Raw genomic sequence first — 26,858 nt, 5'->3', positions numbered from 1 at the left:
GAAGATAGACTTCCTTTTTCGGGAATGTATAAGGAAGGTATAATTTTCCTATCGGGAAATAAAAAAAACAATTATGAAGATAGAACAGATATATACAGGATGCCTGGCACAGGGCGCATATTACATTGAAAGCAAAGGTGAAGTGGCGATTATTGATCCACTTCGTGAAGTAGAACCCTATATCGAAAGGGCCGAAAAAGACGGGGCAAAGATCAAATATATTTTTGAGACCCATTTTCACGCCGATTTTGTCAGTGGCCACGTTACCCTTTCCAAGGAAACCGGTGCACCCATCGTATACGGACCCAATGCCAACCCTTCCTTTGACGCTATAATAGCAAGTGACGGACAGGTATTTAAGCTTGGGGATATTAGTATACAAGTATTACATACCCCTGGGCACACTATGGAAAGTACCACCTATTTGTTGAAGGACGAAACAGGAAAAGACCATGCCATTTTCTCAGGTGATACCTTGTTCCTAGGAGATGTAGGTAGACCCGACCTGGCCCAAAAGGCGGCCGATATGACCCAAGACGATCTAGCGGGCCTATTGTTCGATAGCTTACGGAACAAGATCATGCCCCTGTCCGATGATATTACCGTTTATCCGGCACATGGTGCAGGTTCGGCCTGTGGTAAGAATATGATGAAGGAAACAGTGGATACCTTGGGCAATCAAAAAAGGGTAAACTACGCATTGCGGGCCGATATGACCAAGGAGGAGTTCATCAAAGAAGTGACCGACGGTTTGCTTCCTCCTCCAAAATATTTTCCGCTGAACGTTAAAATGAACAAAGAAGGCTATGAAGATATAGCCGATGTTTTGAATCGGGGCACCACCGCTTTGGATCCAGATGCCTTTGAGGCCATGGCCAATGAAACCGGTGCCGTGGTGTTGGATGTAAGGCATCAAGACGATTTTGTAAAAGGCCATATCCCTAGGTCGATTTTTATCGGACTTAACGGCGATTTTGCTCCGTGGGTAGGAGCCCTTATTGCAGATACCGAGCAACCGCTCTTATTGGTGACGCCGGAAGGTATGGAAGAAGAGGCGGTAACCCGTTTGTCCCGTGTTGGTTTTGATGCTACTATCGGAATTCTTGAAGGGGGATTCGAAGCATGGAAGAAAGCCGGGAAAGATTACGATACCATTAACTCCGTTTCTGCGGAAGAGGCAAAACCACAGATCGAAAATAAGGAAATGCCCGTTTTCGACGTGAGAAAAGAGAGTGAGTATCTTTCGGAACACGCGGTCAATGCGGAAAACACACCATTGGATTTTATAAACGACTACATGGGGGAATTCCCTAAGGAAAAAACATTTTTTGTTCACTGTGCCGGAGGCTATCGTTCGGTCATAGCGGAATCGATATTAAAAAGTAGGGGAATACATAATTTTGTGGATATAGGCGGCGGTTTCGGAGCCATGAAGAATGCAGGTATTCCGTCAACGGACTATGTTTGCCCTACGACCTTATAAGAAGGTGCGAAATTATAAAAAACCCATAGGAAAAAGACTATGGGGTTTTTCTTTTTAAAACTGTTTGGGATTGTGGCTAGCTAATTGCTGGCGTCTTTCATTCGGTTTTCTATTTCTATCCAATGGTCTTTTCGCATGGAGAATAGGAAGTAATCGTAAAATCGAATCTTCCATCTGAACCAGCGCTTGTTTCTTTTTAGATAGTGCTTTGTGCATTCTTCGTTCAACCAGGTCTCATCGAAACCTCTCCATTCACCTAAGGTATTTATTAAATTGGCCTTTAGTACGGGAAAAACCTCGTACCGGTCAATGGCTTTTAGTTCGTTTAGCGATAGACCTGAGTCAAGAAAAGTACGGGTGATGGAATGGTAATCGTGAGGTTGTAGTTCCGTATCTAGATATAGTTCTGAAATGGATTGCCATATCGGAAGTCTTTGCTCCAATACTACGTTCTGGGATTTGTCTCCCGCCCATGAACCATCAGGCAATTTGCCTAGGGATGCTTTAGGTTTCTTTTTATCAGCTTTCATATAGAAAAGGTTGTTTCAACTGCATTTTCAATTTTTATCGGTTGAATTTTTCATGACATATCGCGTATACTATATGTATTCGTTTGGTGAGGTGTTTTCGGCATACTTGCTAAGAAATCTCAAATGTAAGTGCAGCCCCCATGTTCTTTAGGGGGTTAATAGGCTTGCTATGATCAAATCTTCTAATAGGGCTGTAATTTAACCATATTTCTACTTTATTTGGCCTTTCGGGCAATAGGCTTTAAATGCCTGTTTTTACGTTTAGGCCCACGATTTTTTACCCCCGATCACTCCCCACTTCTTGGCGATTCGGCTTTCATGTAAAAGACTACGGATGTCATGCGTTTGGGGCTGGACCCAAGTATTTCAGCCGATTATATGGGACGTTCTTTTGATAATAACTATAAAAAATCCCGAGCCTTGACAAAGCTTTGAATTTGTCGTGGGCCCGGGAAAAATTATCATAAATTTTAGATGAGGCTATGTTATAGTTGCCTCCAAAATCAGTTTTTCTGAAACCAGGTTTGTTCACCTGATCCAGTGCGCAATAGGTAGTTGCCTTTGATAAGACCGGAAACGTTTAATCGTTCTTTACGGCCTAGTATGCCTTCTTTTTTAAGGACTGGATTGCCCGTCGAGTCAAAAACACGTAAACCATTTTCGCCCTCCACTCCCTCAATAGTCAAGGTTTCCGATGCGGGGCTGGGATACACTCTTATTCCATCTACGGTCTTTGTCTCCAACTGGGCGGAAAGCGCCGTACTGGCGGTAGGTGATGTCTCCTTTTTCCAAGCAAAAGTTTCCCAACCATTATCTACGGGCCCTTTCGGTCGGATTATCGCGTTGTTTTCGGTCCATGGAGCCTGTAGCCATTTGCCCGTAAGCACGCTTTTCAAGGCTACAAGTCCGTTTCCTTTGGATTTCCATTCGAATTGTTCCCAATCGCCCTGAAAATCGCCCGCGGCCCTTACCGGTTTGTTGATGTCGCTTCCTTGAACTTGTACATATTTACCATTGGAATTGGCCTTAAGGGTAATCCCGCCTTTAGGGTGTTTTTCTACTTTGAATTTTTCCCAGCTTTGAACGGTCGAGCCTCTTGCAACCAATTGGCTGCCATCTTTTTCACCGGTTACAAATTTACCGTCGCCTTGCGTTTTTTTGAGGGAAATGTAACTGCCGATCGGAGCATCGGAACTGTCTTCCGCGGCGGTGCCGTCAACCAATTTATACACCCGTACCCAATCTACTTTCATGGTGTTTTTAGAATTGTCACGGAGGTTTTCCGGCTTAGGAAGTCCGATATTGGCAACACCTGCCGTGGCAAAAGGGAATACTTCTGTGTCAAAAATCATTCTTAATTCCTCGTCTAAAGGCACTCTTGGAACGATACGCATAACCTGCTTGCCATTGAAGTAAAAAAGAAGTTCATTAGGACTCTTCCACCAGAATCCATAGGTGTAAAAATTATCCCTTCCCCTGCCGGGCATTTTATATTCGGTTCCAAGTGGTTGCAATCCGGCATGTTTTCCGTAATAATGTGTATTAACATGATATTGATAAGGAAGATCGTCCTGTCGGTTTTCTTTGGATGGATTTCCAATATGCTCGATAACATCGATTTCAGAAAATTGGCCAACGCGGAACCAAAACGAAGAAGTCATAGACAAAGAGGAGGCCTTAAAGCGAGCCTCGTAATAATATCCGGGTTGGGCCTTGGTCTTGGAAACCGCCGCGGCAGCATCTACCCAAATATCCTTAAAAGGATCTTGAACGCTACTTGGTTCTTTTCTTAATGTAGAACGAAGGTTTAGGAAACCGTCACTTACGAAAGCATTCCCTTTTTTAAAATTGCTGGGGGCTCGGCCCTCCCAAAAAGGGTGGTAATCATACCACTTATTGGTGTCAATGGAGTTGCCGTTAAATTCATCGGATAATTGTTCAACCTTTTCCCATTTCTTCCCGTTTGTAGGAGATGGTAATTGCGCAGAAAGATTTGCGCTTACTAAAAAAATTAAAAATAGTAATACTTTTTTCATGTTGTAAGATCTAGAGTTACGTAGGTGTTTACGTACAAAATTGATTATTGGATTTTGGGAATGACTAAAAGGCGTATTTCCTAAAGAAATATATGTTTTGTTTCGTGTACCGGAGGCTATCGCTCAGTCATAGCGGAAGCGATTTTAAAGAGTAGGGGAACATGATTTTCTTGATATGGGCGGCGGTTTACGAGCCATAAGGAATGCAGATATTCCGTTAACGGACTATGTTTGCCCTACAATCTTATAAGTAGGACGAAGGTTTGAAAATCCCTTAAACAAAAGACGGTGGAGTTTTCTTCTTAATGCGGTTTGGGATCGATGCTTGCTAGTTGCTAACGTCTTTCATTCGGTTTTCTATTTCGGTCGATTGGTCTTTTTACATGGGAATAAGAAATAATCGTAAAAATGGATCTACCATTTGAACCAGCGCTTGTTTTCTTATTAATGCGTATTCATGAAACGGTTGTTTTGTCCTCACGGCCATAGGGTTTCAAAATACTCACAAACAACGAGCATGTCTTCCGTGGCTTGCTTTTCGCTTTCTTTCATTGTACTTGCAAAGAAATCCCAATGCGCCTTCTTCCATTTTTGTAGGGCTTCATTGGTCGTTCCCATATCTAGGGCGGCGTAAGCTTCAGAGATTTGGTTAAAGGGAATGGTATCTACCTTTTTGGTTTCAATGATTGCCCTTGCGGTTCCGTCAAAATCGGTAATGATGTGTTTTGTGCCTACGGATGGCAAATTTGCCTTGGCTTCTTTGTACCAAGAATAGAGTCCTGAACCCGCTTGCTTTTTCCCTTGTACGACCAATTCGGCCAAACGATTGGCATCTTCTTCATTATCGTGAAAAAACCAAGACTCAGGTTGTTCCTCTTCCTTAAACTCCGGATAGGATGTGGTAAAACGCTCCCACATCTCTTGAACGGAAGGATCTATGGCAAGCTCTTGCTCCGCTTTTGTTTCGCCTTTACAGCTGCTTAATACGAGAAAGGTAATTAGGATGAGGTGTTTCATTGTATTCTGGATTTTGTTGGATTTTGCGGCTGTCTTGTTGGTTAAACGAAAAGTAATGTAAATATCTGTAACCTTCAAAGGGGTTATAGGGATTAGAAAGAACGGAGCCCCTGATTATTATCATATTTTTTGAGGGGGTTTCATTTTAACTTTAAGTAGTAATTTAAAAATCAAAGTTATGATTTCTCAAATTTTCTCCTCGTTAGATTTCGACCTTAGAAGCGTAATAATTTTAGTACTTGGTTTCGTATTCATCGGTTTTGTGATAAGCTCGGTGCTTTTTGGGCAACATGACCATAAATGCTAGACGAAGCGGCATTTTATTATTTAGTCGAGGGTGTCTTTGGGTGTGATGCTCCCAATTGAATAGGTATGGGCCTTTTGGGGGTAAGGCCGTCAAATGGATTTTAAGTCCATATTCAGCTTTTGCTATATCAAGATCAACTTTTTTCAGTTGGTTTCGTGTAGGTGGCATCTTCAGGGCAAATTACTGGAAACACCTATAGTGTGTTCGCTTTGTTTTATATAAAATATTGTAATACTGATAATTATCATATTTTAAATTAGGACTTCATATTAAATTTGAAGGAAATAAATAATCGACCTATGATCTCACAAAATTTACCTCTCGTCAATTACGGCAATGGCATTATCATGATTGCCGTTTTCGCCATAGTGTGCTTGGCCCTGGTAGTCACCGTTGTACTTTTTATGAATAGCGGCAAGAAAAAATAGTTGTATATCCTTGATTATCTGTATTTAAGTTATTTTTTATTGCGAATAAGTCACGGTTTGGACGTTTTTCTTAACATTTTTACAAATGTTAAAGCAATCTTAATTCATAAGGGTTGTTTTTATTGATTTTTGGTTATCTTTAATAAGAATCGGATTACAAACTAGCGAAGTGTATCTTTTGCCGGTATTGTAGTGCTTTTATGGCCACCAATCTTTGTACCACCTGAAACCAAACTTATGGACGCTATATGGATATATACCACTGTTGTAATCGTAATATTTAGTGTGTGGTTGTTGTTTGTAATTCTTATGTACAAAAAGTTGAACAAATAAGCCCGACCGTTAATCGTTGTGATGTTCGCTGTTTAAAATCACGATTTTATCGGGGTTCTTACTAAGATATGATTTGATAATACTCTCCGTTTCCAAGGTGTTGTTCTGCTGAACGAGAAAAGTTTCCAGTTCGTGTTCGGCACTTATGTGTTCTTGTCGGTCGACGAAGCCATACCCCATATACGTACTGTTTTTTACATATACAAAAGCCTGCTCGTTTGCGTTTCTTCCTTTTTCCCTTATGACAAAATCTTCTTTTTGCGCCCGAATGTGATGTAGGGCCCGATGTACTTTTTCGTTGTAATGGTCGGTGGCTTCTTCTTCACGGCAGATGCCGTCGCAAGATTCGATGCGGTAATGTGAGCAGCTCTTTACGTTTTCCTGGAGATGGCAATACTTGGGGCAGAGCCTAAAGCGCTTACAGATTTCTTCGATGAACAATCGGCAATCGGTAGGTCCGTAGAGGGTCAATACCGAGTTTGGGGCCATTTTCAGTTTGTTGAAGGCCAGGTGCATAATGCCGTTGCGGTCTTCATAACTGAATATGCCGTAGGGTTGAATCTTTCTTTTTTGGGCGCGGTTGAATTCGGGGTAGTGGTGCTTGATGGCATTCGATTCCATCAACAGGGCCACGAGCTCGCTTCCCGAGAGTTCAAAATCGATATCGGCCGTGGCCTGGCAGAGCTGTATTTCCTTGGTAGACTTGTCGTAAAAATGGCTTAACACCCTCTTCTTGATGTTAATGGCCTTTCCTACATAGATGATTTTCCCCTTCCCGTCCTTGAAATAATAAATGCCGGGCGCTGCAGGCAGTTTTTCAAAGGCTTCCCTAGGCAAGGAAGAGGGTAGGGTGGTTTCCTGTGAGCGGGCGTTGAGGTGGCTCTTGAACACTTCTTCGGCCCCATCTGCGCGCAATAATTTTTTAAAAAGTAGGGTTGTGGCATGGGCATCGCCGCGGGCACGATGCCTGTCGGTCAAGGGAATGCCCAATGAAGAACATAGCTTTCCTAGACTGTACGAATGGTATCCAGGCAAGAGCTTACGCGATAAACGGACGGTACAGAGCTTTTTCCTAATAAAGTCCCTTCCCAAGAGTTTTAATTCGTTCTTGATTACATTGTAGTCGAAGTTTACGCTATGGGCTACAAAAATGGTGTTTTCCGTAATTTTCAGAATGTCATCCACAATTTCGTCCAGTGTAGGTGCATCACGGACCATATCGCCATCGATTCCCGTCAGTCGCGTGATGAAATAGGGTATTTCACATTGCGGGTTTACCAAGGAGGTAAACTCCTCGACGATTTCGTAACCGTCAAATTTAAAAATGGATATTTCGGTAATCTTATTACCCTTTATGCCATTGCCGGTGGTTTCTATGTCTACGATGCTGTACAAATGCGAATGAGGTGGAATTATACCCTAAAATTAAGCAAACTAAGGTCGACATAACAAAGTTTAACGTTATGTCGACAAGTGGGATAAGGTCCTAAAACCGTGGATGCCTCGATGACCGGGCTTTTGAGTCGATCAAACATTGTATAAAGAGCAGGCCAGAACGGGCCTAGGCCTATTTTTACGAAAAACGATACACATGCCGATCATAGGACATCTTATTAAGGGATTTATTGAAGTAAGGGATAAGCTTTCGGGATCGAAAGACCCTATAGCGGAACAAAAAGTCGTGCTTGACGAACTTTTAAAAAAGGCGGAAAACACCTCTTTCGGGAAGCATTATAACTTTAAGGCGATTCTAGAATCGGAATCCCCTGTCGAAGCATTTGCCAAGTCCGTTCCCTATTTCGATTACAACCGGATCGATAAGGAATGGTGGCAAAAACTACATGATGGGGAAGCGGATGTGACCTGGCCGGGCAGGCCCGATTATTTTGCCTTGAGTTCGGGCACTACGGGAAAGACGAGCAAAAAAATTCCCGTAACCGATGCTATGATAGACGCCATCCGAAAAACCGGGTTGGAACAGGTCTTTGCCTTGAGCAATTTCGACTTGCCCCCCGATTTCTTTGAACTTGGTATCTTGATGCTGGGCAGTTCAACGGATCTGAATAAGGTGGAAGGTCATCAAGAAGGGGAGATAAGCGGCATCAGTGCCAGTAATATTCCCACTTGGTTTCGCGGGTATTATAAGCCGGGCGAGGAAATAGCTGAAATCGATGATTGGGACGAACGCGTGCAAAAAATAGCCGAGGAAGCACCCAATTGGGATATTGGGGCATTGAGCGGAATTCCGTCGTGGATCGAGCTGATGTTGCAAAAGGTCATAGATTACCATAATCTGAACCACATTCACGAGATTTGGCCCAACCTTCAGGTATATACTTCGGGAGGAGTGGCTTTTGGCCCGTATAAAAAGAGTTTTAACGCACTCTTGGGGAAACCCATTACCGTAATAGATACCTATTTGGCTTCGGAGGGATTTATGGCATTTCAGGCCAGGCCTGAAACCGATGCAATGCAGCTCTCTACCGACTCAGGTATCTATTTTGAGTTTGTACCCTTTGAACCCGAATATATAAAACCGGACGGGTCGTTAAGGGATGATGCACCCGCCCTACAGCTTTCGGAAGTGGAAGAGGGACAAGATTATGTGCTTCTTATCAGTACGGTTTCCGGGGCATGGCGTTACCTGATAGGGGATACCATAGCGTTCACCGATGTGGAAAGGGCGGAAATAAAGATCACAGGGCGGACCAAGTTCTTTTTGAACACCGTAGGTTCGCAACTTTCCGTGAATAAGTTGGATGATGGCGTACAAGGTTTGGAGGAAAAATTCGGGATCCGTATTCCCGAATATACCCTCTGTGCCAAACGGATAGAAGGGGAATTTTACCATTGTTGGTATTTGGGCACGGAAGATAAAACCGATGATCAAGAGTTGGCCCGTGCCTTGGATGCATCCCTTAAAAACGCCAATAAGAATTATAAAGTGGCCCGCTCAAAAGCGCTGAAGGGCGTGAAGGTCGTTTCGGTTCCGCCATCCGTATTCCATGACTGGAACGGCAAGAATAAAAAGAAGGGCGGACAAGTAAAGATGGAACGCGTTATGGGCGAAGAGAAGTTTGAAGAATGGGAAGCTTTTGTAAAATCGTAAGGCCCTGATCCGATTCGATATTAGGACCTTGGCCCGGAAGCTTCACGTTTTTTTACGATGGCCATTATTTCTTCGGGGGAAAGGTAGTAGCGGCGTATACGGGCTTTGTACTTTTCATCTATATCGGCATTTTCAAGAATGAACGCCTTGGTCTTTAGAATGTATTCGTGCATGCCATGGGCTACGGCAAAAGTGTCTGCAGCGCGTTCGGCTTCCTTGATATAGGCTCCTGAAAAATAATATTTGAGTCCGAACCAGATGAGGTTTAAGGTACTTCGTTCCCGATAATCCATCACGTGGCCCAGCTCATGGCCCAACCAGCCGATCATAATATCTTTTGGTACATCTTGGGTTAAAAACACTTGGTTTGAAATCTTTATGTGTTCACTGATCAGAATAACATAGGCCCGTTTTTTCCTTCCTTTGATGAGGCTGTTGAATTTCGGTTGGGCCCGCATGGTAGACTGTTTGATTTTCTTTACGATTTTAAAGGTAATAGGGGTGTCGGCCAGCTCGGGGTAATGGGAAAGGGCGATACCCGCCTCTTCCTTAATTGCGTCGGGAGCAAGGTGCTGTGCATGGAGTTGAACAAAGGCCATAAGGAATATACAGAGTTGAAAAGGATGCAAAATTGAAATACTATCGGTTTTAAATGACGGGTTGGCCTCAAGATATAAAACCCTTGAATATTTTGACCCCGTTTTTCTTAACCGGTCAATTATAATTCTAAAAACACACGCATTTTTGGCGGTAAAGGGGGATTTTTAGGTTTTAGGAGGGTACGTTGGTACCATTCGTTAAAACCATATACAGGCATGCATCTACAACGGACAAAAAGAAATATTTTTAGGGGGCTTCTCATGCTGCTGGCCTTTTTGGTGCTTGTGATTATCGGTGCCCAATGGATGGCCAAAGATGCCATAGCGGGTTTTTTGAAGAACGAATTGCCGTCCCGTATTCAACTGGATTATGAAGATATCGAGGTAAATGTGTTGACGGGTAGCGCCAAATTAAAAATGATAGCGTTAAAAGTGGGAACCCAAGATTCCCTACGGGACGGTACCGCCAAAATAAATGCCTTAGAGGTTGTCGGGCTGGGGTATTGGCAGTTTCTTGTCCATCAGAAAATCACCTTAAGGACTTTATACATTGAAAGGCCAATCCTGACCTATGGTTTGAAGGACAAGGAGAGTGATACGACCCGTAGGGGGAAGAATCCCTTAGGCAACGTACAAGCGCTGGAGGTTGGTAGTATCAAGGTAGTGGACGGTGATGTTACACTCTATAAAGACCAAAGCGACAGTGTTGCCTTAAAGCTCGATTCGGTAAATATTGAAATCAGTGATGTGGCTACCGATGCGTCCCGTATCGTTACCAAGCTTCCGGTTACTTATTCCTCCCTTGGGTTTAGTGGGGCTTCCTTAATGGCCGACCTGGGCCCGTATGAAACTTTAGGGGTAAGTAAGGTCGAAATAAAGCATGGGGCGTTGGTCATCTCTGATTTGGCGCTAAAGTCGAAATATTCCAAAAAAGAATTGTCTTGGCATCTGCATAAGGAACATGACTTTATTGATTTAAAAATTCCCGAGCTCAGTTTTGAAAACATGGAATTGGGGTATAGTGAAAATAAATATAGGTTGCGTACTGGGATAGCGGTCATGAAGGGGCCTGACCTCGAACTGTATCGGGATAAGCTCTTGCCCGGTGATACCGAACGGAAAAAATTATATAGCGAGGCGCTTCGTGAGCTCCCCATACAATTGGATATACCCAAGATAGAGATAAGCGGGGGGCATATTGCCTATAGTGAACGGGTCAATACGGAAACCGCTCCGGGGAAAATTAATTTCGCCGAAGTGAGTGCCCAAATCCTCCATGTGCAGAACATTCCGGGCAAGAAGGTGAAAACAAGTGTGGAGGCCAAGGCCTTATTAATGAACGAAGCGCCTATTACCCTCAACTGGTCTTTTGATACCCAGAAGAAATCGGATGCCTTTTTGGCTTCCGGAACGGTAAAGGGGTTTAACCCGAAGAACCTGAATCCTTTTTTGGAATCCAATCTACGGGTGAGGGCCCGGGGCGACATTCAAGAACTGTATTTTACGGTGAGTGGGGACGCCGTATCTTCCTTAGGGGATATGAAGATGAAATATGAGGATTTTGAGTTTTCCGTTTTAAAAAAGGACCGCTTGCGCATCAATAAATTATTGACGGCCATAGGAAAGGTTTTTGTAAACGATGGGTCGAACACCGATGAAAACGGATATCGTTACGGTGGCATAGAGGCCCAAAGAGATCCTACCAAGTCCTTTTTTAATTACCTATGGTTAAATGTGAGCGATGGGCTGACTTCCACCATTATCGGCAACGGAAAGAACGAAAGGAGAAAAAAATAATTTTTTTGGGCTAAGGAGGCACACGGTAAAGTCCTAGTTTAAGGGTATCATAAACTAAAACACGGAAAAATGGGAGTTATATCAAAAGACAAAAAGAAAATCACCTTATATTATAATTCGGAGAATTCAATAGGTAAGCAGACCTATGCATACGTTGAATCCGCGGATGAAGATATATTGGCGATAGACATATCAAAGACAAAGGTGACCGGTACCCAATGGGCGGAGATTGCCCATAGTATGAACCGGCCCGTAGGAAGTCTTGTAAACCAAGACCACCCTGATTTTATGGAAAAATACGGTGACCAAAAGGTAGACCTCAACGAACATGATTGGTTGCGGGTATTGGAAAAATCGCCATCTACCTTGGCATATCCCGTCGTTATAAAGGGCGACCGCTTTATTCCGATAAAAAACCCATCGGATTTTGTGAAGTTCTTAGACGATGATAGTGCAGGAATAGATAAACCCTACTCATAACCGTTTAGGTCAAAAACAGAATTTTTTGCGCCAAACTATGAAGGGGAACCTGCTTAACTTTAGGTATAGTTTAAAAGAAGTAGAATCTTAAAAATAAAGAAAATGAACCAAGAACAATTAGAAGGTAAGTGGAAGCAAGTAAAAGGAAAAATCAAACAGAAATATGGAAATTTGACCGATGACGATGTCACCTATTCAGAAGGTAAATTCGACGAAATGTTGGGTAGGGTACAAGAAAAGATCGGAAAGGGCAAAGAAGAATTGAAAGAGGAAATTGCCAGTTGGTAACACAAGTCAATACCAATCGAAATAAGAAGGCCTGGGCATTTAAGTCCGGGCCTTTTTTTTATTCCCTATGGTAGTTTTTATCGGGTATGGCCGTGAAAAATGCGCCCGTTTCGGTATCTGCCGACGGTCCATAGGCCATAAGGAAGGTGCCTTTAATAGCATCGTTCGTTTCAATAATGTAGAGAATGGAGAGGTCTTCGGGGTCGCTCATGCCCTCATATCTGATTTCCTTGACGATGGTTATCTCTTGAGGGGTATAACCCTTGTGTGTTTCAAGATCGACCAAGGTACCGGCTTCATAGCGGAATCGGCGGGTGTATCCTTTTTTTTCATAAGCGTTCATGGCGTCCATTTCATGCTTGGCGTATTCACTGTCCATAATGTTAGGTATTAAGGTGAAACAAAAAGAGGATGGCCGCATAACCATCCTCTACAAGTAAAAGTTTATATCGTGATCGGTTCTATATCTTCTTGCGGCCCATAATCAAACTGATTATGAAAAGTACTATAAAGATAAAGAATAAAATCTTGGCAATACTAGCAGCTCCGGCGGCAATTCCCCCAAATCCGAAAATTCCTGCGATTATGGCTAATATGATAAATATAACGGTCCAACGTAACATAGTTTTTGGTTTTTAGATTACTGTTCATTTGTCATCGGCAAGGGTTGTCTTGCTCCATGTTTTACAAATGTCCCAAAAGGTGTGTATACCGCTTAGCTGAATTAGATATAAAAATAACCGTATGCCTTAATTAACAGGGAGTATAGGAAGGGGTTACTACCTATTCTAGAAATAATTCCAGAGGGCCACGGCTCCATTATACGAGATGATGATGGAGAAGAACAGTGCCGCTGTGAGTCCAATATTAAGCAATAAGGTCGCCTTGTGTTCCTTCATGAGTTTTTTGTTGTTGCACAACAGTATGATGCCAAGGATCACGAGGGGAAGCACAAATACGTTGAAGACCTGTGAAACAATCTGCATCTGGATCGGGTTGGCCCCGAATACGGGTACGATCAAGGCGAATAAACAGGCAATGGCGGTAATGATCTTAAATTGTTTTGAGGTCGTGTCCAATTCTCCCGATTGGTAATCGGCAAGTAGAATAGGGGCAATGAGCAAACAGGGGAAAATAGAAGATAGCCCCGCACTTAATGTACCAAAAAAGAAAAGGGTCAATGCAAATTTGCCCGCCACCGGCTCAAGGGTGTTTACCATGTCGAGCACCTTGGTCACGGGTTGTCCTTGATGAAAAAGGGCTCCACAGGCAACGGCCATGACCGAAGCACTGATGATAAAGACCAAAGAGGCCGCTATAATGGAATCTCTCTTTTGTTGTTTTAGGTTCTTGATGGTCCATCCCTTTCCTTTAACGAACAAGGGGCGAGATAAAAACGTTGCCGCGGCCATGGTGGTTCCAACAAAGGCAGCGACCATCATTCCTCCTCCCTCGACCTTTGGAACGGTCGGTATAAGTCCTTTGGCCACTTCTATGGGAAGGGGGTATACCATGAATAGGGACACTAAAAATGAGAGTCCCATTATAGTAACGAAAATCACCAGTATCTTTTCGAAAAAGGTATACTTACCGATAAGCAGAAAATAGTACATGACAATAATGACCACAACGGCAATGGTGAGGACCAGTTCATATTGATAAGCCGCCAGGGCCGGAAAATAGATGAGGAATATCTCAAAGATGATATTGGCCGAGATACCAAGAATGCCCATAAGCGAGTTCCATTGGCCGAAAGAAACCCCCAAAATAATCAGTATGGCAATGGGTTTGCCCCATTTTAGGTGTTTTTTAAACGCATAGAGGGCGGTTTCGCCTGTTACCAAAGCATAATTGCCATAGGCGAACATGAGCATGCCCGAAAAAACGCAGCTTAGGACCAAGACCCATAATAGCTGCATACCATAGGTGCTTCCCGCAACGATCATAGAGGTGACGCTTCCCGTGCCAATAGTGTATCCGATGGCAAAGATACCAGGGCCAAAGGCCAGTACCATAGCAAGAATCTTTTTTAGCAAGCCCGGTTTCTCTTCAAGCATTGTTTCAAATATTTTAAAAGTTTGTTTATGGCTATTGCCCAATAGCGGCCACCGGTTTACACTTCTCCGGATAGAATTTTGTTGAAATCGTACGATTCGGGGTCGGGAAGATAGGCCTTGGCCGCTTCGTAGTCGCTCTCTTCGATATAGTGCATGTTCTGAAAGAAGAGCCTCGCAAATTCAGAGTCTACCTCCACTAGCCGGGGGGCTATTTTGCCGTCTTCACCTTGTAGGTCTTCCAAAAACAGGGGGGTGACCTCGCCACGGGAGTTTGCCGTAACGATACAGCCGCTAAGGCCTTGGTCGAATAGCTTTTTCACGCCAATTCCCAAGAGCGTACAGAGCGTAAGGTCAAAACCTATGGGTCTGCAACAGCGGAGTTCATAGCCAAGCTCTACGGGCCTACTTTTTATATGGATGCCCAGTTCCTTCAATTTTACCTGAACGAGCATATTAAAGATGTGTGACTTGCTCACGTTGCCCAATTCAGGATGGCCGTGGTCGTCATAGGTGAAGTTGATACCACAATGATCGAGCTCACTGTCGGGCATGATGTGGAAGACCCCTTCACTTACCAGGGCAACACCGTAGTTGATGTTTTTTATCTTTCGTTTTACAATAGACGATATGATCAAGCGTACCACCTTGTCAAAAGTAATGGGGGTCTGGTTGAACATTTCGGGGATGACCATCATCGGGAAATGGCAACTGGCAGCGATACCGAAGGCCAAATGGCCCGCCGAGCGCCCCATGGTAGACATTACGAACCAGTTTTGGCTCGTACGTGCATCTTCGTATGTGGTATTACCGATACGTACTCCTTCGTCTTTGGCCGAATGAAATCCAAAAGTTGGGTTTCGGTCGGGCAAGGGCAAATCGTTATCTATGGTTTTGGGCACATGTATGTTCGAGATCGATATGTTCTCTTTTGATAGGTACCCTGTAATTCTGTTGGCCGTAGAGGCGGTGTCGTCACCGCCAATACTGACCAACAGTTTTACATTGTTATCGGAAAAAAGTTTCGTATTTATCTTTTCGTCGCTCGGTTTGAACCTACTCATGATCAAAGTAGATCCGCCACGACTAAAAATACGATCGGCATGTGCAAAATCGAATTCCTTGATTTGCGGTTCTTCGGAAAAAATACCTTTAAAACCTTCGTGAAGGCCAAGTACACGGTAGCCATCTTTGAGAAAAATTTTAGCTACGGTGCTTATAACGGCATTGATGCCCGGTGCGGGACCTCCGCCACAAATGATCAGTATCGACTTTTTAGAAGCCATCTTTTTTATTTTAAAAAATTACCGCGCTACCCTTCCGGAAGCGTCGCCACCCATTAATTTCTCTACTTCGCTTACCGTAACCAAATTGGCATCACCTTTAATGGTGTGCTTTAAACAAGATGCGGCCACGGCAAAATCGAGGGCATTTTGGTCGTCTTCGGGGTATTGCAAAAGGCCGTATATCAATCCACCCATAAAAGAATCGCCACCACCTACGCGGTCTACGATATCGGTAATCTGATACTGTCGGGTCTCGTACATTTTTTTACCATCGTAAAGTACACCGGCCCATGTGTTGTGCGATGCGGATATGGAGCCCCTTAAAGTGGTTATCACTTTTTTGGCTTTCGGGAACTTTTTCATCATTTGTTTACAGACCGATAGAAAAGCCTCGGCCTTTACCTCACTGCCTTGTTTGTGCACGTCAAGTCCTTCAGGATGGATCCCGAAATGTTTTTCGGCATCTTCCTCGTTGCCCAAGATAATGTCGCAGTAGGAGGTAAGCTCGGTCATTATGGCCTCGCGGTCACCACCATAGTTCCAGAGCTTGGCCCTGTAGTTCAGGTCGGTGGAAATGGTAATGCCCATATCGCTGGCCACTTTTACGGCCTCCAAACAAACATCGGCGGCACTCTGTGAAATGGCAGGGGTAATGCCCGTCCAATGGAACCATCCGGCTCCTTCAAAGACTTTTTTCCAGTCGATCATTCCTGGTTCAATTTCGGAAATGGCCGAATGGGCACGGTCGTAGACTACCTTGCTTCCTCGGCTTACGGCACCGGTTTCCAAAAAATAGATTCCGAGACGGTCGCCACCAAAAATAATGTTTTGGGTGTTGACGCCCCTTTTTCGCATTTCCATCAAGGCGCATTCACCGATGTCGTTTTTGGGCAAACGGGTAACAAAATCTACCGGAACCCCGTAATTGGCGAGTGATACCGCGACATTGGATTCGCCACCACCGTAAACAACGTCAAAGCTGTTGGCCTGTGAGAAGCGTAAGAATCCTGGAGGTGCTAAACGGAGCATGATCTCTCCGAAGGTTACTACTTTTTTCATTTTAAATCGTGTTACTATATTACTGTTTTTAAGTGCTATTTTAGATATAAGCGGTTAGATTCCTAAAGCTTGCCCACCCCCAATTTGTATGGTTTCGGCGGTAATGAATTTTGCATCGCTGCTTGCTAGGAAAGATACCACACCGGCTACATCTTCGGGTTGACCTAATCTGCCCAGCATAATGCTGTTGGCCCATGAAGCAAAAACTTCGGGCTTGGTAGCTTTGATCTGTGCGTGAAATGGGGTGTCTATGGTACCTGGGGATACTGCATTTACCCGAATCCCATATTCGGCCAAATCTTTAGCCAATGCTTTGGTAATAGTGTTAACACCCGCTTTCGAGGTTCCGTAGATTCCCGCTCCAGGTCCACCAGCGGTCCAAGCTGCATTTGAAGTATAATTTATGATAGAAGCGCCTTCTCCTTTTTTTAGATAAGGAATAGCCGCCCGTGAGGCAAAAAAGGTAGAATCTAGATTCAGTGCCATTACCGATCGGTAAAACTCCGTAGTCATTTCCTCAAATCTTGATCGACCTCCTAGACCTCCGGCATTGTTTACAAGGGTATCTATTTTCCCGTATTTCTCGCCAATTGCCTTAATATTCTTGGTGACGGCTTCTTCATTGGTAACATCAAAACTATAATATTCAGCTTCAATACCTTCTGAAGTAAGTTCCTTTACCCTTTCTGCGCCGGCTTCATCGTCTATACCATTTAAAATAACGGTATACCCATCTTGCCCTAATCTTTTTGCTACGGCAAAACCTATTCCACCTGTTGCTCCTGTTATTACTGCTACTTTTCTTTTCATTTGTATGTTAGTTACTGTTAATGATTTTTTTTTTTTGATTAAACTGACTCAAGTTCTACGGGGCGTATCCGCTTTATCAATCCATAGATCGATAGTACCGCTAGGGGAGCCAGTACGGCAATTACAATAAATGCGGGAGTATATGATACTGATGCTATCATTGGAATCAAAGAGTTCATAATGATGACCGAGACAGCTGCCACGGTACCGGCCAAACCGGCCAAGGTGCCCACGGAGGGTCCGCGGAACAGGTCGCTTGAAATGGTCTGGATATTACCAATGGCAAACTGAAATCCGAAGAGTACGACAGCCACGATATAGATAAAGGTCATCGGATTCTTTTCGGTTACCAGGAATATGATGCCCAACAAGCCTAAGAAAATCAATGCGCCCCCAATGGTTATGGTAATCTTTCTCGCGGCATCCACCGTTTTGGTTTCCATTAATTTACCGCTGTACCAGCCGCCGACAATACTTCCTGCCATACCGCCCAAATACGAGATCCAAATAGTAGATCCTATTTCTTCGATACTGAAACCGAACTTCGAGTTGAGGTAGAGTGGCATCCATCCTACAAAGAGCCACCATATCGGTTCGATGAAAAAACGGGACATGAGTACGCCCCAAGATTCCTTATAACTCAATATTTTAAGTACCGAAAGTCCTTTTTCCTTCTTCTCTGGCGAACTAAAGGCAATTTGATCGGCAAGGATGATCTTTTGTTCTTCTTCGGTGATCCAAGGGTGGTTTTCAGGCTTGGCCTTGTTGATAACCAACCAAGGAATGACCCAAAGCAAGCCGATGGCACCGATGATGATAAAGGTGGTGCGCCAGCCGAAATGCCCGTATAGATAGGCGATAAGTACCGGGGCGATAACACTTCCTAGTGAAGCTCCCGCGTTAAAAATACCTTGTGCAATGGCCCGCTGTTTAACGGGGAACCATTCACCGTTGCTCTTTACCGCTCCTGGCCAGTTTCCGGCTTCTCCCAAGCCCAACATGGCCCTGAAGAGCGTTAATGAAACCAAACCTCTGGCGAAAGCATGGAAAATTGATGCTACGGACCACACAACTATGGAGACCACAAAACCCATACGGGTGCCGATGATATCATAGAGCTTGCCCGATAAAAACTTACCGGCGGCATAGGTGATCATAAAAACATTGAGCATTATGGCGTAGTCGGACTCGTCCATACCCAAATCTTTACCCATTTCAGGCCACATAACACCAAAAGCGGTACGGTCTATATAGTTAATGACCGTTGCCAAACAAATTAGGGTGATAACCCACCATCTTAAACCTTTGACTTTCATCTTCGTTCTTTTAAATTATTCATTGTATTTAGGCAGACGAATAGCAGGCCTAGTCCTTTGGGGATAGGCAATAAGCAATTCAGGATACCTGTATTTAAGGGACTTAAATACGTATTATGTAAATAGGATATGGCATGGGCGGCTTAGCCGTCTACCTTCATAGGATAAGTTGTTTTTTAGTATTATTAGTCTTCCCTTCAGTATTTGAGATCAGGATAAATCGTGCACTTTTATCCTTTTCCAATTTTAATTTTACGGTCTTTGCCATAGATGTAATCGTACAATTTGCTAAAGTGCAATTTCATCTTTTCCTTGGCGAGTTGTGGGTTTTGGTCCTTAATGGCCATATAGATGTCTTCATGCTTTTTTACCTCTGCCAAGGCTACATCGCCATCACAAACGCGATCTTGGTCATAGGCCACGATAATCTCGGGGGTAATCAATAGCATGAGGGTGTTCATGGTGCTGTTCTTGCTTGCCGAAGCGATCGCCAAATGAAAGAGTAAATCTTCTTCAAGGCAATCATCACCGGCTATCATTTTTGTTTTGTAGGCATTAAAGGCCTGTTTAAGGCGTTCTAAGTCTTCCTCGGTTCTTCTGAGGGCCGCTAATTTTACGGTTTTGAGTTCAAGTAAAATACGGGTTTCGACCAGTGATTTAAAATCTTGCTCTTCCAAGCTAAGAATATCGTCGATCATACCGTTCATGGCAATTTGGCCAATATTGGCGATGAAAGTCCCGCTTTGGGGTTTAGAATTCAATATGCCGTAGAATTCCAATTTTTGAATGGCTTCGCGAACGTTACTTCTGCTAACACCGAACTTTTCTGAGAGTACCCGCTCGGCAGGTAGTTTATCCCCAGGTTCAAGGTTTTTGTAATTGATAAGATCACGAATCTTGGCGATGATCCCATTTTGGATATCCCTATTTTCGTGTTTGGTCAATATTTCTAGTTTCATAGCGTAAGCGGTTCAAAATTGGTTAACCAGATTGGTTTGTTAAAATTATAAAAAAATAACCTACTAAAAAAGTATTTTTTGTTTTATAAAAATCAGCTTTCATGGGGCATTGAAGCGATTTTTAGAATTCTACCGACCCGTGGTGAGCGGGTCGGCAAAATTACTGCCAATCTAACTCAAAACAACATAATTTTAATTCTTATTTTATATAGTAGGTACTTCGTTTTTATAGAAAAACCAACTAGTGTATAACTTCTAAATCGTAAAATTTCACCTTGGCGTAACTCCCTTCATCCTTACTTTGAAAGTAGTTTCCTGCCTTGAAGTAATTTTCGAAGATTCCCCACCTTTTGATATTGACATCATCATAGACCGCATATTCCGTATTGTTCATAATGACTACCAATTTCCCTTTGGAAACCTTGACCTCAAGTTTGAACTTTTTAAATCCGACATAGTCGGGGAAGGTATATCCCTCATCATCGCCCCAAGCTTCTTCGTGTAAAATTTCTTGATCCGAAGCGCTTTTGTTCTTCAGTACCTTAGTCTTTACCCGTACATAGCCTTTGTCCCAATATATTTTTAATATGGGCGGGGCATTGTTGTCTTTTGCCCCAATGAGCTCTTTTTGCTCGTTGGTCAATCGGCCATGGATTTGCATGATTATGGTTCGATGGTACTTGCCATCGGAATCTTTGGTGATTTCGTCTACCGCCAAAGTTCCCTTCATCCTTCCTCCTTGTTCAAATGTCCAATTCACATTGTTGTCACCGGGTACCATTTGCTCGCGTAGCTCGCTTCTTGAATACTTGGTGTTGGCCGTAGTTGAATTCGGAAAAGCATAAAATACCAATGAACCATCGGTGGAATCATTATAGAAATAGGGACGTACGACTTCATTCGTAGCGTATTCCAAAATTTCGGGAGGCTCAACTTCTGTTGGTTTTCCAACAGGAAGGGTAAGCTTCCAATGACTCAGGTCTATTTTGGGTAACTTATATTTCTTGATGTCGACACTCTCGGTTTCCGGAGTGTCTGAATTCGCATAGGGCCCATCTTGATGATTTGCCGCAACTGCCAAGTCATTACTGTCTTGGCAGTTTCCGGCAGAAACCAAAACTAAACTCAAATAACAAGCTCTAAAAAAGTTGCTTAAAAACTGCATTTTTTTATTTAAGGTTGTTCTTCTACTGGAGCAATGGCAACATTATCCAAGTAGGAATCTTTTGCGTTACCGTCGTGGTCGAACAATATGCTTATTTCACCATTGGCACCTGTTTCGAAGGCTACCGTAAGCGTGTTAAAGTTGCCTTTGCCTTCATTTACGGTTCCTGATTCTTGTGCCAATAAGGTAGCATCGGCAAACTCGCTGAAATTACTCAGTTGTCCATCGATAACACTTGCCCGTACACTGTCTCCGTCAGCTTGCAATGCATATCTGGCGGTCAAGACATATTTGGTGTTCGGGGAAACTTTAACGGCTTGATAGGTGACACGGTTATTATCGCTTCCGGAGGGGTATTTGGCTCCTCTTGTATCGGCTTCCCCGTCACTGGTAGTTTGGTGAATGGTCGCCCCTTCAATTCTCCAACAATCCCTACTGTCAAGACAACTGTCATCGACACCGTCATCAAAAGCGGCCCCGCCAATTACCGGTGTTATCGCTAGTGGAATTTCAGGTTCAACTACTTCAACGGTTTGTGATACCGTACTTGATACGCCTAATTTATCGGTAGCGGTCAAGGTAACCGTGTAGGTTCCTTCATCTGGGTAGGTATTGCTGCCATCTACATCTGTAGACGTATTACCGTCGCCAAAATCCCATTCATAATCAGTAGCACTACTGGAGTTGTTACCAAAGGTAAACGTCAGGAAGTCATCGGTCGGCGATATTGAAAAGCTTGCCGATGGAGGGGTCAGGTCAGCCTTTGAATTTGCTTCGGGCAGTTCGTACTCGAAGGTGTCTTCACAAGCAATACCGGATAGGATTACGACAAGCGATAGAAATCCGTAGTACTTGTTTTTCAATATTTCGATATTTAAAATATGTTTCATTTTTTACAGTTTTTATGGTAAACCAAGTGATTAGTATCCCGGATTTTGACTCATTGATCCGTTGCTCAGGTTAATCTCGTTTTGCGGAATAGGCAGTAACAAGTCGGTTGAAGAATACCCAAGGTTATTCGCTGAGGAGAAGGCGGAAAAAACGGATTCCGCTTGACCAAATCGAACCAAATCGAAGAAACGATGATTCTCGAAGGCCAATTCGACCCTTCTTTCCAACAACAAATCTTCTTTTGTAACTTCGGTAACCGGGTCGGTAAGCCCCGCCCTGTCGCGTACAGCCTGAAACGAGGTCAAAGCTTTTGAAGCGGTAGTGCTGGCGCTACCGGCCATAATAGCTTCTACATGGAGAAGAAGTACATCGGCGTATCGGATTACGATCCAATCGTTGCCAGCAAGTGTTGGGTCGCTATCAAAGCTTTTCCCATTCGATCCGCCATCTTCGCCGTTCGGAAGGTATTTGGTTACCTGATACTGACCTACCTGCGAAGGGTCAGGCCTATATGAGACCGCGGTCCTATCACCCCCAAATTCATCTAATACGGCAACGGCTTCACTGGTTACATAGTTCACCCCAGAAGTTCTACCTACACCGTTCAACCATTCGGCTGAAAAGTTTTGACTGTCTGAACTTAGGTTTGGAAGGTAGCCTATCGAGAAGATAACTTCATTGTTTTCTTCGTTGTAAAATACGTCTTCAAAGTCGGGTTCTAAGGAATAGCCTGAAGCCATTACACTTTCCAATAGGGTTTGGGCTTCTGAATAGTTTTCTCCCAAGGTCAAATATACTTTTGCCAAAAGGGTCTGTGCAGCAGCTTTGGAGGCTCTTGTGCGGTAGGTGTTGTCTAGCCCATCAACTGCAGTGGACAAGTCACTCTTTATAAAGTCATATATAGAAGATGCCGCAACCCGGGCAAATTGAATATCGGTTTCCAAAGGTCCGACTACCCTATCTATCAAAGGAACATCACCATAGAGGCGCACCAAATTGAAATAGGCATAGGCTCTAACGAATTTAGCTTCGGCTTCATATGATGCTTTAGTCGCTGCATTTTCTATTACATCAAGATTGTCCAATACTACATTGGCCCTATAGATAATGTTGTAATAGCTCTCGTAATAATTGGCAATAATACCGTTGTTCGGTGTTATGTTATAACTTTCGAATTGTGCTGCTTCACCCTCGCTACTTTTGGTACGGGTATTATCGCTCCGCATTTCGGTGATGTAGAATTCGTATTGAATACCATGTCTGTCATCGGGATCCGTCGAATTTACTCCTTGAATACCGTCATACATATTGATCAAAGCGGTTTCTAGTTCTTCTTCTGTAGAGAAGTAGGTTTCCGAAGATACCCCTGATGTTGGTGCGGGAGACAAGAAGTCCTTTTCGCAGGCCGTAAAGGATACGACTACCGCCAGAAGCATCGTTATTAGTTTGAATTGTTTCATAATATATCGTGAATTTTGTTTATACTGTTCTGATTAAAAATCAAGGTTAAGTCCTATAGAAATCGTTCTATATATAGGGGAACCTGCTCTTTGGTAACCGTAAGCTGTAGGACTTGTTCTGTCTACGGATTCAGGATTGAAACCTGTATAGTCATCTGCCGTCTTGTACATAAGGTTTTGGCCACTAGCATATATTCTTAAACCAGACACACCATAATCACTCAAAACGTCTTTTGGGAAATTGTATCCAATATTTACGTTTCTCAGTGCTACGTACGAAGCGTCTTGAATAATATCATCAGTAAAGATTTTTTCTTTGATAAATTCTTGGTTAGGCGTTGTTTCAGGATTGAAATCTTGAGAAGAATTGAAATGGTTGAACAGGTATTGGTCTCCCATGTTCCTGATTTCGGCCCCATGTGAACCTTGGAACATAAAACTAAAATCGAACTTGCCAAGATTAAACTCGTTGGTGAAACTCCAGACTAATTCTGGATATGGGTCTCCTAAAGCAGCTTTGTCTTCATCATCAATAATACCATCGCCGTTTAAATCCTTTACGTAAACATCTTGGGCTTCGCCACCAACAGGGTGGAAAGCATCGTTCAAGTATTCAAGCGGAATGTCTTTGTCGACGACCCAACCGTAGAATGTGGAAATCGGTTGTCCTTCAAGGTTGATCCACTCTGCTGCCCTTTTAGAGTCTACATTTGTAATTTGACCGTTGGAGTCGGCGAAGTCTACTAAAGTATTCTTGTTCGTTGAAGCTATGATGGTAGAGGCCCACCTGAAGTTTTCTGTAACAATGTTCTTTGTTCTCAGTTCAATTTCATAACCTTCGTTTTTGACTTCACCTAAATTAACAAGGGCACTGTTGAAACCTGTAGTCACTGAAATCGGATTGTTCAATAATAGTTGGTCACTGGTTCGTTGGTAATAATCAACGGACCCCGATACTCTATTGTTAAAAAAGCCGAAATCCAAACCAGGGTTGAATTCTCTCAAACGCTCCCATTGCAGTCCCGCGTTGGCTATGTTCAGAGGGTTGAAGCCCGCTTGTAATGAACCGTCTACGGAATAGGTCGTTGAGCCTAAAAGGGCCAAGTATGGGTAGTTGTCTACCAAGATATTACCTGTGCTCAAAGAACTCGTACTACTACTGGTATCGGGATCAACACTACCTACGTTGAGCAAATCGTTTCCTGTTAGACCGTAACTGGCCCTTAATTTAAAAGTGCTTACGATATCACTATCCTGTAAGAAGTTTTCTTTGGCAAGGTTCCAACCAACAGAGGCGGCAGTAAAATTACCGTATTTGAAGTCTTGACCGAAGATAGAGCTACCGTCCCTTCTAAAGCTAAATGAAGCTAGGTATTTATCGTCATAAGCATAGTTCAGTCTGGAAACGTATGATAGGCCGTTCTTTTCCCATTCAAAGGCATCTGCGTTTGAAATGGTCGTGGCGTTGGTGATTTGCTTAACGGCATCGGAAGTATAACCAGTTCCGCTAATTTGTGAATAAAACGATTTTTTCGTTTCAGCGGTTACACCTAAAATTACACTTAGATCATGTTTACCGAAACTCTTGTTAAAGGATAGAAAGTTGTCGGTAATAAGGTAGATTTCCTTTTGTGAATATTCGTCCATTGAGGCGCCTGCGGCACCGTTTCTACTGGATAGGGTACCTTGCCATCTTGTTCTTTTGGTGTCTTGATACGAACCGGAAAGGGTAGATCGGAAACTTAAACCGTCAATAATGTTGTAATTACCGTAAACGCTACCGAACATTTTGAATTTTTTGTCGTAACGTTCGCGCTCCAATACTTTGGCCGCTGGGTTGGCATTCGAGGTGTTACTGATACTTACCCCACCAGAATCTGCAGGGGCACCGGCGTCGAGGTCGTAACCGTCAAAATGATATTGTTGTGCGTAATCACCGACTTGCACATCGGCCCACGCCCCATTATCTTGAACCCTATTTACAAATTGAATAGTGTTTTCATCATGGTAAAGTGGTAGCCAATTGGTCTGTCTTAATATATCGTGGGTACTTCCATCAAACCTTCTTCTGTTTGTGTAAGAAGGGGTGAAGTTCACACCAAAGGAAAACTTATCGTTTATTTTGGTATCTACTTTAAGTCTTAATCCGTATTTTTTGAAATCATCGGTAATTAAGACACCTTCGTCATGTGAGTAGTTAAGGGCGGTGCTATACTTGGTTTTTTCACTTCCACCGCGAGCCGATAGGGAATGACTGGTAATGGTACCACCGTCAAAAATGACATCTTGCCAAGAACGGTCAACACCTATGAGTTGTTTGTATTTTGTCCTGTCGGATAATGACCCGGTGGCGGCCAATTGGGCTTGTGCAGTTTCTTCTATTGAAAAGGTATACGCTTCACTATGTCTGGCTTCTTTAAAACCAGTATAGGTACTATAGTTGATACGGGTCTTACCTTCAACACCACCTTTTGTGGTTATCATGATAATACCGTTGGCACCTTTTGAACCGTAAATGGCAGATGATGCTGCATCCTTTAAAATCTCGAAAGACTCTACATCGTTCATGTTCAATGAACCTAGGAAGTCTGAACTTACAATTACACCATCGACAACGACCAATGGGGTAGAGTCACCGGCCATAGAGCCTACACCCCTGATATTTATGGTAGGAGCGGCTCCTGCTTCTCCGTCGGTGGCTTGTATGTTTACCCCCGATACCTGCCCGACCAAGGCATCATCGACACGAGCTACTGCTATTTGATCGAGGTTTTCGTTGACTACTTTTGAGATCGAACCGGTCAAATGTGATTTCTTTTGGGTTCCCCCGTAACCTATAACCACCACCTCGTCTAATTGTTTGGCGTCTTCGGCCATGGTTATATTTAACTCGGTCTGGCCCGTTATGGGTATGGTTTGTGTAACATAGCCGATGTATGAAAATTGAAGAATATCGCCTTCTGAAACGTTTATTTGAAATAATCCGTCAAAATCTGTTGAGGTGCCTTTGGTTGTATTGGCGATTATGACGTTAACTCCCGGTATTGGAACATTGTCCGCATCGGAAACCGTGCCTGACAGTGTGTAACCGTCTTGGGCAAATAGCGATATATTGAGACACAATAATGCTATTAGTGTGAGTTGAGTTTTTAAATTCATTTGTAATAATGTTAAGTTAGTAATGTTCATCGGTTAAGGTCCGATACCTAAATGAGATTGTATAGAATCGCATTTGTTCTTCAACTTACTAGTGCACGTTACTCATTAATGTCCCTGAATTTTGTACTTTTGTAATGAGCGTGTATAGTAAAGTGTACATGTTCTTAGTATTACTTCCCTTCAGAATGAAGTAAATTTTTTTAAAAGGATGGGCGTGCACCCATCCTTTTTTTATTGAAAATATCCTATGGTATCATTAGTATTTTTCTTTTATTAGTATTAGCTTTTTCTA

General features: G+C 43.2%; 23 protein-coding genes. 6 read left to right on the top strand and 17 right to left on the bottom strand.

Going from position 1 to position 26,858, the window contains the following annotated elements; translation table 11 throughout:
• The first annotated feature begins 73 nt into the window (after positions 1 to 73).
• A complete protein-coding gene (locus tag B4Q04_RS17530) occupies positions 74 to 1,483 on the top strand; it encodes an MBL fold metallo-hydrolase (RefSeq protein WP_013993943.1) in 1,410 nt (469 codons plus the stop codon).
• 80 nt (positions 1,484 to 1,563) lie between these two features.
• Here B4Q04_RS17530 and B4Q04_RS17525 read toward each other — a convergent pair whose 3' ends face one another.
• From B4Q04_RS17525 to B4Q04_RS17515, 3 genes are all read right to left on the bottom strand, one after another.
• Positions 1,564 to 2,013, bottom strand: a complete 450-nt coding sequence (locus tag B4Q04_RS17525) for a hypothetical protein (protein ID WP_013993944.1) — start codon at positions 2,011 to 2,013, stop codon at positions 1,564 to 1,566.
• A 503-nt stretch (positions 2,014 to 2,516) separates the two neighbouring features.
• Complete coding sequence (gene porA, locus B4Q04_RS17520; RefSeq protein WP_088697592.1) at positions 2,517 to 4,049, bottom strand: beta-porphyranase PorA; 1,533 nt, start codon at positions 4,047 to 4,049, stop codon at positions 2,517 to 2,519.
• 477 nt (positions 4,050 to 4,526) lie between these two features.
• Positions 4,527 to 5,066, bottom strand: coding sequence for an ASCH domain-containing protein (locus B4Q04_RS17515; RefSeq protein ID WP_088697667.1), 540 nt, complete (start codon positions 5,064 to 5,066; stop codon positions 4,527 to 4,529).
• 606 nt (positions 5,067 to 5,672) lie between these two features.
• Here B4Q04_RS17515 and B4Q04_RS23095 point away from each other — a divergent pair.
• Positions 5,673 to 5,801, top strand: coding sequence for a hypothetical protein (locus B4Q04_RS23095; RefSeq protein ID WP_013993949.1), 129 nt, complete (start codon positions 5,673 to 5,675; stop codon positions 5,799 to 5,801).
• 342 nt (positions 5,802 to 6,143) lie between these two features.
• Here B4Q04_RS23095 and B4Q04_RS17505 read toward each other — a convergent pair whose 3' ends face one another.
• A complete protein-coding gene (locus B4Q04_RS17505; protein WP_013993950.1) occupies positions 6,144 to 7,529 on the bottom strand; it encodes an exonuclease domain-containing protein in 1,386 nt (461 codons plus the stop codon).
• Between the two features lie 196 nt (positions 7,530 to 7,725).
• Here B4Q04_RS17505 and B4Q04_RS17500 point away from each other — a divergent pair, with 196 nt between their 5' ends.
• Positions 7,726 to 9,243 (top strand): GH3 auxin-responsive promoter family protein, encoded by a 1,518-nt coding sequence (locus B4Q04_RS17500; RefSeq protein WP_088697590.1) that lies wholly within the window; start codon positions 7,726 to 7,728, stop codon positions 9,241 to 9,243.
• A 20-nt stretch (positions 9,244 to 9,263) separates the two neighbouring features.
• Here B4Q04_RS17500 and B4Q04_RS17495 read toward each other — a convergent pair whose 3' ends face one another.
• Positions 9,264 to 9,842, bottom strand: coding sequence for a hypothetical protein (locus B4Q04_RS17495; protein ID WP_088697589.1), 579 nt, complete (start codon positions 9,840 to 9,842; stop codon positions 9,264 to 9,266).
• Between the two features lie 216 nt (positions 9,843 to 10,058).
• Between B4Q04_RS17495 and B4Q04_RS17490 the strand changes: the two genes are divergently transcribed.
• From B4Q04_RS17490 to B4Q04_RS17480, 3 genes are all read left to right on the top strand, one after another.
• On the top strand, positions 10,059 to 11,639 hold the full coding sequence (locus B4Q04_RS17490; RefSeq protein WP_123772395.1) for a hypothetical protein: 1,581 nt from the start codon (positions 10,059 to 10,061) through the stop codon (positions 11,637 to 11,639).
• Between the two features lie 69 nt (positions 11,640 to 11,708).
• Positions 11,709 to 12,119 (top strand): arsenate reductase family protein, encoded by a 411-nt coding sequence (locus tag B4Q04_RS17485; RefSeq protein ID WP_088697587.1) that lies wholly within the window; start codon positions 11,709 to 11,711, stop codon positions 12,117 to 12,119.
• 102 nt (positions 12,120 to 12,221) lie between these two features.
• Positions 12,222 to 12,407: a CsbD family protein gene (locus tag B4Q04_RS17480; protein WP_013993955.1), complete on the top strand. Its 186-nt coding sequence runs from the start codon at positions 12,222 to 12,224 to the stop codon at positions 12,405 to 12,407.
• Between the two features lie 58 nt (positions 12,408 to 12,465).
• Here B4Q04_RS17480 and B4Q04_RS17475 read toward each other — a convergent pair whose 3' ends face one another.
• From B4Q04_RS17475 to B4Q04_RS17420, 12 genes are all read right to left on the bottom strand, one after another.
• Entirely contained in the window at positions 12,466 to 12,786 is a 321-nt protein-coding gene (locus tag B4Q04_RS17475) for a hypothetical protein (protein ID WP_013993956.1), read from the bottom strand.
• Positions 12,787 to 12,868: 82 nt separating this feature from the next.
• Positions 12,869 to 13,030: a DUF1328 family protein gene (locus tag B4Q04_RS17470; protein ID WP_013993957.1), complete on the bottom strand. Its 162-nt coding sequence runs from the start codon at positions 13,028 to 13,030 to the stop codon at positions 12,869 to 12,871.
• Between the two features lie 165 nt (positions 13,031 to 13,195).
• Positions 13,196 to 14,464, bottom strand: coding sequence for an NRAMP family divalent metal transporter (locus tag B4Q04_RS17465; protein WP_201723413.1), 1,269 nt, complete (start codon positions 14,462 to 14,464; stop codon positions 13,196 to 13,198).
• A 56-nt stretch (positions 14,465 to 14,520) separates the two neighbouring features.
• Positions 14,521 to 15,747 carry a 6-phosphofructokinase gene (locus B4Q04_RS17460; protein WP_088697586.1) on the bottom strand — a complete coding sequence of 409 codons (1,227 nt, stop codon included), beginning with the start codon at positions 15,745 to 15,747 and terminating at the stop codon, positions 14,521 to 14,523.
• Positions 15,748 to 15,765: 18 nt separating this feature from the next.
• On the bottom strand, positions 15,766 to 16,806 hold the full coding sequence (locus B4Q04_RS17455; protein ID WP_013993960.1) for a sugar kinase: 1,041 nt from the start codon (positions 16,804 to 16,806) through the stop codon (positions 15,766 to 15,768).
• A gap of 54 nt (positions 16,807 to 16,860) precedes the next feature.
• Entirely contained in the window at positions 16,861 to 17,616 is a 756-nt protein-coding gene (locus B4Q04_RS17450; RefSeq protein ID WP_013993961.1) for an SDR family NAD(P)-dependent oxidoreductase, read from the bottom strand.
• Positions 17,617 to 17,654: 38 nt separating this feature from the next.
• On the bottom strand, positions 17,655 to 18,932 hold the full coding sequence (locus B4Q04_RS17445; protein WP_088697585.1) for an MFS transporter: 1,278 nt from the start codon (positions 18,930 to 18,932) through the stop codon (positions 17,655 to 17,657).
• A gap of 230 nt (positions 18,933 to 19,162) precedes the next feature.
• Entirely contained in the window at positions 19,163 to 19,891 is a 729-nt protein-coding gene (locus B4Q04_RS17440; protein WP_013993963.1) for a FadR/GntR family transcriptional regulator, read from the bottom strand.
• Positions 19,892 to 20,132: 241 nt separating this feature from the next.
• On the bottom strand, positions 20,133 to 21,020 hold the full coding sequence (locus B4Q04_RS17435; RefSeq protein ID WP_231854760.1) for a polysaccharide lyase family 7 protein: 888 nt from the start codon (positions 21,018 to 21,020) through the stop codon (positions 20,133 to 20,135).
• 44 nt (positions 21,021 to 21,064) lie between these two features.
• Entirely contained in the window at positions 21,065 to 21,946 is an 882-nt protein-coding gene (locus B4Q04_RS17430) for a PKD domain-containing protein (protein ID WP_013993965.1), read from the bottom strand.
• A gap of 30 nt (positions 21,947 to 21,976) precedes the next feature.
• Positions 21,977 to 23,407 (bottom strand): RagB/SusD family nutrient uptake outer membrane protein, encoded by a 1,431-nt coding sequence (locus B4Q04_RS17425; RefSeq protein WP_013993966.1) that lies wholly within the window; start codon positions 23,405 to 23,407, stop codon positions 21,977 to 21,979.
• 33 nt (positions 23,408 to 23,440) lie between these two features.
• A complete protein-coding gene (locus B4Q04_RS17420) occupies positions 23,441 to 26,566 on the bottom strand; it encodes a SusC/RagA family TonB-linked outer membrane protein (protein WP_088697584.1) in 3,126 nt (1,041 codons plus the stop codon).
• Between the last annotated feature and the right edge of the window lie 292 nt (positions 26,567 to 26,858).

The sequence above is a fragment of the Zobellia sp. OII3 genome (genome assembly GCF_002211465.1).
GTDB classification, from domain to species: Bacteria; Bacteroidota; Bacteroidia; order Flavobacteriales; family Flavobacteriaceae; genus Zobellia; species Zobellia galactanivorans.
Note: the sequence above shows the minus strand (reverse complement) of the source record. Positions and strands in the feature narration are given on the sequence as shown.